Annotated in this window: 9 protein-coding genes and 5 tRNA genes; 5 read left to right on the top strand and 9 right to left on the bottom strand. The window is 72.3% G+C overall.

Translation table 11 applies throughout. The annotated features are described in order from the left end of the window. Positions 1-57: 57 nt before the first annotated feature. The 6 genes from AB0O40_RS31205 to AB0O40_RS31180 all read right to left on the bottom strand — a co-directional run bounded on the left by AB0O40_RS31205 (position 58) and on the right by AB0O40_RS31180 (position 4,718). Positions 58-130, bottom strand: a tRNA-Lys gene (locus AB0O40_RS31205). Between the two features lie 175 nt (positions 131-305). After that, the gene (locus AB0O40_RS31200; protein ID WP_365048658.1) at positions 306-2,567 is read right to left on the bottom strand and encodes a DEAD/DEAH box helicase; all 2,262 of its coding nucleotides are present in this window, start codon (positions 2,565-2,567) and stop codon (positions 306-308) included. Between the two features lie 196 nt (positions 2,568-2,763). Next, the gene (locus tag AB0O40_RS31195) at positions 2,764-3,321 is read right to left on the bottom strand and encodes a hypothetical protein (RefSeq protein ID WP_365048657.1); all 558 of its coding nucleotides are present in this window, start codon (positions 3,319-3,321) and stop codon (positions 2,764-2,766) included. A 190-nt stretch (positions 3,322-3,511) separates the two neighbouring features. Then, the gene (gene crcB, locus AB0O40_RS31190; protein WP_365048655.1) at positions 3,512-3,901 is read right to left on the bottom strand and encodes a fluoride efflux transporter CrcB; all 390 of its coding nucleotides are present in this window, start codon (positions 3,899-3,901) and stop codon (positions 3,512-3,514) included. Further along, positions 3,898-4,371 (bottom strand): CrcB family protein, encoded by a 474-nt coding sequence (locus tag AB0O40_RS31185; protein ID WP_365048653.1) that lies wholly within the window; start codon positions 4,369-4,371, stop codon positions 3,898-3,900. The genes crcB and AB0O40_RS31185 overlap by 4 nt, the downstream gene beginning before the upstream one ends. Beyond that, positions 4,368-4,718 (bottom strand): metallopeptidase family protein, encoded by a 351-nt coding sequence (locus AB0O40_RS31180; protein ID WP_365048652.1) that lies wholly within the window; start codon positions 4,716-4,718, stop codon positions 4,368-4,370. The genes AB0O40_RS31185 and AB0O40_RS31180 overlap by 4 nt, the downstream gene beginning before the upstream one ends. A 127-nt stretch (positions 4,719-4,845) precedes the next feature. On the opposite strand from AB0O40_RS31180, the gene AB0O40_RS31175 reads away from it, so the two are divergent. The 3 genes from AB0O40_RS31175 (at position 4,846) to AB0O40_RS31165 (ending at position 5,128) form a co-directional block, all read left to right on the top strand. Continuing rightward, positions 4,846-4,918, top strand: a tRNA-Glu gene (locus tag AB0O40_RS31175). Positions 4,919-4,955: 37 nt separating this feature from the next. Beyond that, positions 4,956-5,029: transfer RNA gene (locus AB0O40_RS31170), tRNA-Asp, on the top strand. 22 nt (positions 5,030-5,051) lie between these two features. After that, a tRNA-Phe gene (locus AB0O40_RS31165) sits at positions 5,052-5,128 on the top strand. A gap of 39 nt (positions 5,129-5,167) precedes the next feature. On the opposite strand, the gene AB0O40_RS31160 is transcribed toward AB0O40_RS31165, so the two are convergent. From AB0O40_RS31160 to AB0O40_RS31150, 3 genes are read right to left on the bottom strand one after another with little or no spacing between them, the layout of a single operon-like run. Beyond that, on the bottom strand, positions 5,168-6,058 hold the full coding sequence (locus AB0O40_RS31160) for a cytochrome c biogenesis CcdA family protein (protein ID WP_365048650.1): 891 nt from the start codon (positions 6,056-6,058) through the stop codon (positions 5,168-5,170). Beyond that, positions 6,059-6,811, bottom strand: a complete 753-nt coding sequence (locus AB0O40_RS31155; protein ID WP_365048648.1) for a thioredoxin domain-containing protein — start codon at positions 6,809-6,811, stop codon at positions 6,059-6,061. 52 nt (positions 6,812-6,863) lie between these two features. Beyond that, positions 6,864-7,253 carry a hypothetical protein gene (locus tag AB0O40_RS31150; RefSeq protein WP_365048647.1) on the bottom strand — a complete coding sequence of 130 codons (390 nt, stop codon included), beginning with the start codon at positions 7,251-7,253 and terminating at the stop codon, positions 6,864-6,866. 97 nt (positions 7,254-7,350) lie between these two features. On the opposite strand from AB0O40_RS31150, the gene hrpA reads away from it, so the two are divergent. Both hrpA and AB0O40_RS31140 read left to right on the top strand, forming a co-directional pair. After that, positions 7,351-11,274 carry an ATP-dependent RNA helicase HrpA gene (gene hrpA / locus AB0O40_RS31145; protein WP_365048645.1) on the top strand — a complete coding sequence of 1,308 codons (3,924 nt, stop codon included), beginning with the start codon at positions 7,351-7,353 and terminating at the stop codon, positions 11,272-11,274. Positions 11,275-11,343: 69 nt separating this feature from the next. After that, positions 11,344-11,417: transfer RNA gene (locus AB0O40_RS31140), tRNA-Asp, on the top strand. The last annotated feature ends 53 nt before the right edge of the window (positions 11,418-11,470 follow it).

Below are 11,470 nucleotides of genomic sequence, written 5' to 3'. Positions count from 1 at the left end.
GAACCGGATGGGGCGCTCAGTACCGGGCCGGAGGGGAAACCCCCGCCCGTGAGCAGGTAGGCCATGTCGGACTCGAACCGACAACCAACGGATTAAAAGTCCGCTGCTCTGCCAATTGAGCTAATGGCCCCTGGCGTGCTCACCCCTGAGCATAGCCGGACCGCGCCGCGGAGCCGATCGACTATCCCCTTCGGCCCGCCCGGAGCCCCGCCGGGGCCGCGCCAGGGCCCCGGGAACGGCACAGGGCCCGTCCGACACCGGAGTGTCGTACGGGCCCTGGCCGTCAGTCAGAAGGCGGTGCGGACTCAGCCGTTGCGCTTCCAGCGGGGCTTGTCGTCGCGGCGGCCGCCACCGAAGGAGCCGGAGCCGGAGCCCGACGGACGGTGGTCGTCACGGCGGCCGTACGGGCGGTCGCCGCCACCGGAGCGGAAGCCGCCGGAGGGACGGTCGTCACGACGGTCGCGGTTGAAGCCGCCGCCCGCGGGACGGTCGCCACCGGAGCGGAAGCCACCGGAGGGACGGTCGTCGCGGCGGAAGCCGCCACGGTCGCCACCACGGTCGTCACGACGGTCGCGGTTGAAGCCGCCCGAGGGACGGTCGTCACGGCGGAAGCCGCCACGGTCGCCACCGCGGTCGTCGCGGTTGAAGCCGCCCGACGGACGGTCGTCGCGACGGAAGCCGCCACGGTCGTCACGACGGTCACGGTTGAAGCCACCGCGGTCGTCGCGGTTGAAGCCGCCCGAGGGACGGTCGTCACGGCGGAAGCCGCCACGGTCGCCACCACGGTCGTCACGACGGTCACGGTTGAAGCCGCCCCGGTCGTCACGGTTGAAGCCACCGCGGTCGCGGTTGAAGCCGCCCCGGTCGCCACCGCGGTCGTCACGGCGGTCGCGGTTGAAGCCACCACGGTCGCCACCGCGGTCACCGCGGTCACGACGCTCGTAGTTGCCCCGCTCGTCGCGGTAGGTGGAGCGCTCCTCGGCGGCCGGCGCGGCAGCGGCGGCCACCTCGGCGGCGAGCTCGGCCGAAGCGGCCTCGGCGGCCTCGGCCACCGCGGTCTCCGGGTCCTCGCCACGCTCGCGGGCGGCGCGGGCGACCAGGCGCTCGGCCTCCTCGCGCAGCTCCACGGCGCGGCGCTGGATGCGCTCGAGCTGCTTGGTGAGGTCGGCGACCTCGCGCTCGGCCTGCTTGGCGGCGTTGTTCGCGGAGTCGGCCTGGACCTCGGTCAGCGACCGGGCACCGGTGATCTCGGCGACCTCGGGGTCGAAGGCGCCGGCGCCGCCGACGATGTGGCGCGAGGCGTCCACGCCCGCGTCCTCCATCAGGCGGAAGATCTGGCGGCGCTGGTGCGGCAGGGCCAGGGAGACCACGACACCGGAGCGGCCGGCACGGGCGGTACGGCCCGAGCGGTGCAGGTAGTCCTTGTGGTCGCCGGCCGGGTCGACGTTGAGCACCAGGTCGATGCCGTCGACGTGGATGCCGCGGGCGGCGACGTCGGTGGCGACGAGGACGTTGACGTAACCGTCCTTGAAGTCGGCCAGGGTGCGGGTACGGGCGCCCTGGGTCATGCCGCCGTGCAGCGCGTCGGCCTTCACACCGGACTCGCGCAGCTGCTCGGCGACGCGGTCGGCACCGAGCTGGGTGCGGACGAAGATGATGGTGCGGCCCTTGCGCGCGGCGATGGCCGCGGTCACGGGGGCCTTGTCCTTCGGCTTCACGACCAGGACGTGGTGGGTCATGGTGGTGACGGCGCCGGCGGACGGGTCGACCTCGTGCGTGATCGGGTTCACCAGGTAGCGCTTGACCAGGCTGTCGATCTCGTTCTCCAGGGTGGCGGAGAACAGCAGGCGCTGGCCGCCGGCCGGGACCTGGTCCAGCAGCTCGGTGACCTCGGGCAGGAAGCCCAGGTCGGCCATCTGGTCGGCCTCGTCGAGGACGGCGATCTTGACCTGCTCCAGGGAGCAGGCGCCGCGGTTGATGATGTCCCGCAGGCGGCCCGGGGTGGCGACGAGGATGTCGACACCGCGCTCCAGGGCGTAGATCTGGTTGCCCATGGAGGTACCGCCGCAGACGACCTTCATCTTGAGGCCGAGCACGTCGCCGTAGGGCTGGAGGGCGTCCGCGACCTGCATCGCGAGCTCACGCGTCGGGGTCAGGATGATGCCGCGGGGCTTCTTCTTGTCGGTGTAGCCGCCGGCCAGGGTGGCCAGGAGCGGCAGACCGAAGGAGAGGGTCTTGCCGGAGCCGGTGCGGCCACGGCCGAGGATGTCCTTGCCCGCCAGCGCGTCCGGGATGGTCGCGGCCTGGATCGGGAAGGGGGTGGTGACGCCGTTCTGGGCGAGCTTGCGCACGACGCCCTCGGGCAGACCGAGGTCGCCGAAGGTGATGGTGGGCTCGGAGTCCGCGTCGTCGGCCTCGTCGAGGGAGTCTTCGAGGTCCTCGGCGGTCACGTCGATGTCGACGTCGGCCACCTCGGCCTCGTACGCCTCAAGGGTCTCGTTGGTCTCGAGGGCCTCGAGAGCGTCGTTCTCGGGCATGACGGCACGGTCAGAACTGGAAATGGACATGCGAATGCGAAAACCTTCCGGAGTCTCGGCACGCGCCCAAACTCCGTGAATCGCAAAATCGACCGCCTCAATGCGGTCAGCCACGGCAAGGGAGAGTACGCGCCACGCGGCGCTCTTCGGGTTCGGCGCCGGGCAATGGGATCAAACGATCTATAACCATACGCACCCACCCCCCCTCCTGGCAACTCGATCAGCCCTATACGGGTCCGACCTGCGGTGATGCCGAGGGCTCACCGACCGGGACGGGGTGCTCCCCGCCCGCCTGGGGCTGCCCCTCGGTGGTCTGCGCGGGCGGGCTGGGCTCGGGTGTGTCCTCGGTCGGCGCGGGCGGGCTGGGCGGCGGGGACTGCTCGGGGGTGGTCTGGCCGCCGCCCCCGGTCTGCCCGCCGTCCCCCGGCTCCGGCGGCACCGGTCCGGTCCCCGGCCCCGGGCCCGTCGTACGGGACGGGGTGGGGCCGCCGGCCGGGGCGCCGGCGGTCGGGGTGGCGCCGGGCGCGGCCTTGCCGTCCTTGCCGTCCTTCGCCGCGTCCTTCGCGTCCTCGGCGTCCTTCCCGCCGTGGCCGCCGGCGGCCCGGCCCCGGCCGCCCTGGCCGTGGCCCGACCCACCGGGCGCGTCCGCGCCGCCCTTGGCGTGCTCGGCCGAGGAGGAGGGCGCGGGCTTGCCGGCTTCCTCGCTCACACTCATGCAGCCCGCGGACGCCGCGACCGCGAGTGCGGCGACGGCCAGTCGGACGGGAGCGGGGAACTGGCGCACGGGCGGCACCTCCGGCAGCGAAGACGAGGCGGGTCAATCACCCCAACTCCCGTCACCCCTCCAGGGACACGCGTCCGGGCGGACCGGGCGCCGGGGAATTCGCCCGCACGCCCGCCGTACGCGAGTCCGTACGGGGCGCACCCGGCCCCGCACCCCCGCCGGCGCGGCCGTACGGGGACCCCGGCCCGGCCTACGCCAGCAGCTGTTCGGCCAGCTCCGAGCCGAGGTGCACGCCGCCCAGCCCGATCAGTACCGAGGCGCCGACGTTCGCCACCGCCAGGAACTTCCAGCCGCGTTCGGCCAGCCGCAGCGTCTCGTACGAGAAGGTCGAGTAGGTGGTGAGGGCCCCGCACAGCCCGGTCCCCAGCAGCGCCTGCCAGGCACCGTCCGCGCGCCCGGCCAGCACCGCGCCGGTCAGCACCCCGAGGACGGTCGAGCCGGCCGCGTTGACCGTGAAGGTGCCCCAGGGGAAGACCGAGTCGTGCCGCGCCTGCACCGCACGGTCCGTCAGGTACCGCAGGGGCGCGCCCACTCCGGCCCCGGCCGCCACCAGCAGCCAGTTCCCCGCCGGGGCCGTCACCGCCCCACCCGCCCGGCCAGCGCCCGGGTGGCCGAGGCGGCCAGCCAGACCGCGCCCAGCGCCCCGGCCAGGGTGGCCCCGGCGTACGCCAGCGCCGTACCGGCCTCGCCCCGGTCCAGCAGCCGCGAGAAGTCCACCGCGTAGGTGGAGAAGGTGGTGAAGCCGCCGAGCACACCGACCCCGAGGAAGGGCCGCAGCAGCGGGTGCGCCCGCCGGCCGCCCTCGCTGATCAGCACCATGAGGACGCCGATCAGCCCGCAGCCGAGCACGTTGATCCCGAAGGTGGCCCAGGGGAACGCCCCGGGCGCCGCGGGCCAGGCCAGCGAGACGGCGTACCGCGCCAGCGCGCCCAGCACGCCCCCGGCCGACACCGCGGCCAGCACCGGACCCTGCCGCTCGGCGCGCTGCGCGGGCACGTGCAGGTCGACGTCCGGGTCGATCGCCTCCGCGCCGGGGACCGGCCCGGTCACCCGTACCCCAGGGCGTGCAGCCGGTCGTCGTCGATGCCGAAGTGGTGGGCGATCTCGTGGACCACGGTCACCTCGGTCTCGGCGACCACGTCCTCGCGGGTCTCGCAGATGGCGAGGGTGGGGTTGCGGTAGATGGTGATCCGGTCGGGCAGCACCCCGGCGTACCACTCGCCGCGGTCGGTCAGCGGAGTCCCCTCGTAGAGCCCGAGCAGTTCCGGGTCGCCGGCCGGGGCGTCGTCCTCCACGAACACGGCGACGTTGTCCATCAGCCGTGTCAGCTCCGGCGGGATCCGGTCCAGGGCCTCGGCGACGAGCTCCTCGAACTCCTCACGCGTCATCTCCAGCACCCGGCCATTCTCCCCCGCGGGAGGGCCCCCGCGACCGGCGGGGGGAAACCGTTTTGGCGATACCTCCCCGCATCCCATATGCTTCTCACGTCCCCGACGCGCTGAGAAGCGCGCAGGTGGGCCCTTAGCCCTCATCGTCTAGTGGCCCAGGACGCCGCCCTTTCAAGGCGGTAGCACGGGTTCGAATCCCGTTGGGGGTACGCAGTAATCTGTGCAAGAGTGATCTTGCACAAACAAGGTCCTGTGGAGCAGTTGGTTAGCTCGCCACCCTGTCAAGGTGGAGGTCGCGGGTTCAAGTCCCGTCAGGATCGCTGGAGACCGCAAGGTCCCCGTGGCTGGGTAGCTCAGTTGGTACGAGCGATCGCCTGAAAAGCGATAGGTCGCCGGTTCGACCCCGGCCCCAGCCACCATCGGAAGGCCCCGTCCATCGGACGGGGCCTTCCTGGTTCTCACCCTCCGGTGCCGGCCGCGTCCGCGTCCGAACGGGTCTCGGCCGTACGGGTGTCCGCCGCCGCGCCCGCCCCGGTACCCGCCGCCCGGCGCCAGCGCAGCACGCCGACGGCGAGCGCCCCCGCGGCGACCGTGCCGAGCAGCGCCCAGTCCGGCACCGCGTCCGCGACCGTGCGGACCCGCTCCTCCACGGCGTACGAGTCGTCCACGTCCAGCAGGCCCGGCAGCGCGGAGGCGCCGTCGTACGCCAGGAACATCGCGCCCAGGGCGATGAAGAAGGCCCCGGACAGCAGCGAGGTGGTGTGCAGCTCCAGCCGGCCCGCCCGCAGCACCCGGCCGCGCAGCCAGCGCCGGCGGCCCAGCTCGAACCGCTCCCAGAGCAGGGCCAGCACGAAGAGCGGCACCGCCATGCCGAGGGCGTAGACCGCCAGCAGCACGCCCCCGTAGACCGGGCTGCCGCTGACCGCCGCCACGGTCAGCACGCTGCCCAGGATCGGGCCGGCGCAGAAGCCGGCCAGGCCGTAGACCGCGCCGAGGGCGTAGACGGACAGGGCGGTGGTGGGGCGGATCCGGCCGGAGAGCTCGGCCATCCGCCGGGAGGCGAAGCCCAGGCCCAGGATCTGCGCCAGGCCCAGCACGATGATCAGCCAGCCGCCGATCAGGACCAGCTGGTCGCGGTGGCCGTGGAAGAAGCGGCCGGCGAAGGAGCCGGCGGCGCCCAGCGGGACGAGGGTGGTGGCCAGCCCGGCGTAGAAGATCCCGGTCCGGGCCAGCAGCCGGGAGGCCGAGTCGATCGAGTACGCGAAGAAGGCCGGCAGCAGCAGGGCGCTGCACGGCGAGAGCAGTGCGAGCAGGCCGCCGAGGAAGGCGGCGAGGTAGCCGATCTGCATTCAGCTGCCCTGACCGTTCCGGCCCTGGCCGTTCTTGCCCGGGGCGGTGCCGGCCCCGGCGGCCCGGGCCTTGGCGGTCTCGATGGCGTGCTCGAAGGCGGCCGGGGGCTGGGCGCCCGCGATCGGCTGTCCGTTGACGAGGAAGGACGGGGTGGAGGAGACGCCGATCTTGTAGGCCTCCTCCTGGTCCTTGTGGAGGGCCGCCTCGGCGGCCGGGCTCTTCATGTCGCGGGCGAACCGGGCCGCGTCGGGGACCCCGGCCTGCTGGGCCAGCTCGGCCAAGCGCGCGTCGCCGAAGCCCTTCTCCTTGCTGCCCTCGGCGTAGGCGGCGGCGTGGAACTGCCAGAAGCGGCCCTGCTGTCCGGCGGCCCAGGCGGCCTTCGCGGCGGCCTCGGAGTCGGCGCCGAAGATCGGGTAGTTGCGCCACTCGATGCGCAGGGTGCCGTCCTTGACGTACTTGTCCACGAGCGCGGGCTCGGTGTCGCGGGCGAACTTCCCGCAGTAGCCGCACTTGAAGTCGGCGTACTCGATCATGACGACCGGGGCGTCGGCCCGGCCCTGCGCGAGCCGGTCGCCGGCGTCGCGGCGGGCCAGCGCGAGCAGCCCCTCGTCGGCGGGGGCCGCGGGGGCGGCGGTGCTCCCGGTGGGGGCCGCCGCCTCGCCGGGGGCGGTGGCCTGCCAGGAGAGCAGGCCGAGGGTGACGGCGGCGAGGGCGACCCCGGCGGAGATCATCAGGGGCTTGGTGGCGGACATGGTGCCTTCCTTATATGTGCGGTGGGGTACGTGTACGGGGGCTCGGCCCCCCCTACACCCGCAGCACGCTCAGCTCCACGGGCGTCGGCCCTCGCGGCGTGGCCCCCGTCCCCCGGTCCGCACGGTGCGCCCGGTGCGCTGCCGCACCCGGCCCGGTCGTGGCCCGCAGGTGCCCGGCCAGCCCGCGCTCCCCGCCGGCCGGCACCGTCGCGCCGGCCGCGCCGTCGCCGCGCCCGCCGTCGCACTGCCGCCCCGGCTCGGGTGGGGCCGGAGCCACCCGTGAGGGCGCCTCGTACCCGGCCACGGCCCGATCCGCCGCCGGCCCGCCGGACACCTGGGCGGACGCGGTCCCCGCCAGGGCACCGCCCGCGAGGACGTACGCGAAAAGGGCCACGACCAGGGCCAGGGCACGGCGATGCGCGCGGCGGGAGCGTCGCGGCATGGGATTCCTTCCGGGCGGAGTCGTCCCGAAATGGTACGGCCCGCCCCGTGAAATACGTTCGCCGCCCGGCGCCGATCGGTGAGATCCTTGGCCAGGTATGTCTACTTCCTTCGCCGCCCTGCAGACCCTGCTCGGGGAGCTCTCGCTCCGCGACGCGCACCGCCTCGGCCGCCGCCTCGAGGGGGCCCGGCGCATTCGCAAGCCCGAGGCCCGCCAGGCGGTGCTCGACGAGATCGCCGCCGAGGCCGCGAAGGCCGCCGAGCGGGTGGCCGGGCGTGCCGCGCGCCGGCCCAGGGTCACGTACCCCGAATCGCTCCCGGTCAGCCAGAAGAAGGACGAGATCGCCGAGGCGATACGCGACCACCAGGTCGTGATCGTCGCGGGCGAGACCGGCTCCGGCAAGACCACGCAGATCCCCAAGATCTGCATGGAGCTCGGCCGTGGCCTCAAGGGCATGATCGGGCACACCCAGCCCCGCCGGATCGCCGCCCGCACCGTCGCCGAGCGCATCGCCGAGGAGCTGGGCACCGAGCTCGGCGAGACCGTGGGCTGGAAGGTCCGCTTCACCGACCAGGTCGACCCGGACGCGACCTTCGTGAAGCTGATGACCGACGGCATCCTGCTCGCCGAAATCCAGACCGACCGCGAGCTGCGCGCCTACGACACGATCATCATCGACGAGGCCCACGAGCGCAGCCTCAACATCGACTTCCTGCTCGGGTACCTGGCCCAGCTGCTGCCCAAGCGCCCCGACCTCAAGGTCGTCATCACCTCCGCGACCATCGACCCGGAGCGCTTCTCCCGGCACTTCGGCGATGCGCCGATCGTCGAGGTCAGCGGCCGGACCTTCCCCGTGGAGGTGCGCTACCGGCCGCTCCTGGAGGAGGACTCCGAGGAGTCCGACCGGGACCAGATCACCGCCATCTGCGACGCCGTGGACGAGCTCCAGGCGGAGGGCCCGGGCGACATCCTCGTCTTCCTCTCCGGCGAGCGGGAGATCCGCGACACCGCGGACGCGCTCATCAAGAAGAAGCTGCGCTTCACGGAAGTGCTGCCGCTGTACGCCCGGCTCTCGCACGCCGAGCAGCACCGCGTCTTCCAGCAGCACTCCGGCCGCCGGATCGTGCTGGCCACCAACGTCGCCGAGACCTCGCTGACCGTCCCGGGCATCAAGTACGTGATCGACCCGGGCACCGCCCGCATCTCCCGCTACAGCCACCGCACCAAGGTGCAGCGGCTGCCGATCGAGCGGATCAGCCAGGCCAGCGCCAACCAGCGCAAGGGCCGCTGCGGCCGTACCTCCGACGGCATCTGCGTCCGGCTGTACTCCGAGGACGACTTCACCACCCGCCCGGAGTTCACCGACGCCGAGATCCTGCGCACCAACCTGGCCTCCGTCATCCTCCAGATGACCGCGGCGGGCCTGGGCGAGATCGAGAAGTTCCCCTTCATCGACCCGCCGGACCACCGCAACATCCGCGACGGCGTGCAGCTCCTCCAGGAGCTCGGCGCGCTGGACCCGGCGGAGAAGGACCCCAAGAAGCGGCTCACCCCGCTGGGCCGGCAGCTCTCGCAGCTGCCGGTGGACCCGCGGCTGGCCCGGATGGTCGTCGAGGCGGACAAGAACAACTGCGTCCGCGAGGTCATGGTCATCGCGGCGGCCCTGTCCATCCAGGACCCGCGCGAGCGGCCCTCGGACAAGCAGACCCAGGCCGACCAGAACCACGCCCGCTTCAAGGACGAGACCAGCGACTTCCTCTCGTTCCTCAACATGTGGCGCTACGTCCGCGAGCAGCAGAAGGAGCGCGGCTCGTCCTCGTTCCGCCGGATGTGCAAGCAGGAGTACCTGAACTTCCTGCGGATCCGGGAGTGGCAGGACATCTACTCGCAGCTGCGCACGGTCGCCAAGGGCATGGGCATCCACGTCAACGAGGGCGACGCCCCCGAGACGAGCGTGCACATCTCGCTGCTGGCCGGCCTGCTCTCGCACATCGGTCTCAAGGACACCGACAAGAACGAGTACCTGGGGGCCCGGTCCGCCAAGTTCGCGATCTTCCCGGGCTCGGCGCTCTTCAAGAAGCAGCCCAAGTTCCTGATGTCGGCGGAGCTGGTGGAGACCTCACGGCTGTGGGCCCGGGTCAACGCCAAGGTGGAGCCGGAGTGGGTCGAACCGCTCGCCCAGCACCTGATCAAGCGCACGTACAGCGAACCGCACTGGGAGAAGGACCAGGCGGCCGTCATGGCGTACGAGAAGGTCACGCTGTACGGCGTGCCGATCGTCGCGCAGCGGAAGGTCAACTACGGCCGGATCGACGCCGAGGTCTCGCGCGACCTGTTCATCCGCAACGCGCTGGTCGAGGGCGACTGGCGCACCCACCACAAGTTCTACGCCGACAACCGCAAGCTGCTCACCGAGGTCGAGGAGCTGGAGAACCGGGCGCGCCGCCGCGACATCGTCGTGGACGACGAGACCCTGTTCGACTTCTACGACCAGCGGATCCCCGAGCACGTGGTCTCGGGCGCGCACTTCGACTCCTGGTGGAAGCACAAGAAGCGGGAGGAGCCGGAACTCCTCGACTTCGAGCGCGAGATGCTGCTGACGGAGAAGGCGGCCGGGGTCACCAAGGCCGACTACCCGGACTCTTGGCGCCAGGGGCATCTCAAGTTCCGGGTGACCTACCAGTTCGAGCCGGGCGCGGACGCGGACGGCGTGACCGTCCAGATCCCGCTCCAGGTGCTGAACCAGGTCACCGACGAGGGCTTCGACTGGCAGATCCCGGGCCTGCGCGAGGAGATCGTCACCGAGCTGATCCGGTCCCTGCCGAAGCCGATCCGCCGGCACTACGTACCGGCGCCGAACTTCGCGACCCGCTTCCTCGACACGGCCGTACCCCTGCAGGAGCCGCTGCCGGTCACCCTGGCGCGCGAGCTCCAGCGGATGGTCGGGGTCCCGGTCTCCGCCGAGGACTTCGACCTCGGCCGGATCCCCGACCACCTGAAGATCACCTTCCGGATCGTCGACGAGCGGCGCAAGAACCTCGCCGAGGACAAGGACCTCGAAGCCCTGCGGCTGAGGCTGAAGCCGAAGGCCCGCCAGGCCCTGTCCAAGGCCGCCGCGGCCACCGCCGAGCGGGCGGGCGGCGAGTCGGTGGAGCGCGCCGGGCTGACCGACTGGACGATCGGCAGCCTGAGCCGGGTCTTCGAGACCCGGCGGGCCGGTCAGCCGGTGAAGGCCTACCCGGCGCTGGTGGACGCGGGCGAGACCGTCTCGGTACGGCTCTTCGACACCGAGGCCGAGCAGCAGGAGGCGATGTGGCGGGGCACCCGCAAGCTGATCCTGCTGAACATCCCGGTCAACCCGGCGAAGTTCGCCTCGGACAAGCTCACCAACCAGCAGAAGCTCGCCCTGTCCCGCAATCCGCACGGCTCGGTGCAGGCCCTCTTCGAGGACTGCGCCACCGCCGCGGCGGACCGGCTGATCGCCGACCACGGCGGCCCGGCCTGGGACGAGGAGTCGTACCGGAAGCTCTACGACCGGGTCCGCGCGGACCTGGTGGACGCGACGGTGCGCACGGTCGGCCAGGTGCAGCAGATCCTGGCCGCCTGGCAGGCCTGTGAGCGCCGCCTGAAGGCCACGAACAGCCTGGCCCTCCTGGAGAACGTCCAGGACGTCAGGACGCAGCTGGCGGCCCTCGTGCCGGCCGGCTTCGTGACGCTGACGGGGCTCAAGCGGCTGCCCGACCTGATGCGTTACCTGGTGGCCGTGGACCGGCGCCTCCAGCAGATGCCCACGGGCGTCCAGCGGGACGCCACGCGCATGGCCAAGGTGCACGAGATGCAGGACGAGTACGCCTGGCTGCTGGAGCAGCTGCCCAAGGGCCGGCCGGTGTCCGCGGAGGTCCGGGAGATCCGCTGGATGATCGAGGAACTGCGGGTCAGCTACTTCGCCCACGCCCTCGGCACGGCCTATCCGATCTCCGACAAGCGGATCGTGAAGGCCGTGGACGCGGCTGCCCCGTGATCGGGTTCGACCGCACCCCCTGACCTGCTGTACAGTCTGATTCGCAGCCGCCCGGCGGTCGCAAATCAAGGTCCTGTGGAGCAGTTGGTTAGCTCGCCACCCTGTCAAGGTGGAGGTCGCGGGTTCAAGTCCCGTCAGGATCGCTTTCCTCTGAAGCCCGGACGCGAGGGCCGCCTCCACCACCCCCTCAAGCCGC

It is taken from the genome of Streptomyces sp. NPDC089919 (genome assembly GCF_040684615.1).
Lineage (GTDB): Bacteria > Actinomycetota > Actinomycetes > Streptomycetales > Streptomycetaceae > Streptomyces.
Note: the sequence above shows the minus strand (reverse complement) of the source record. Positions and strands in the feature narration are given on the sequence as shown.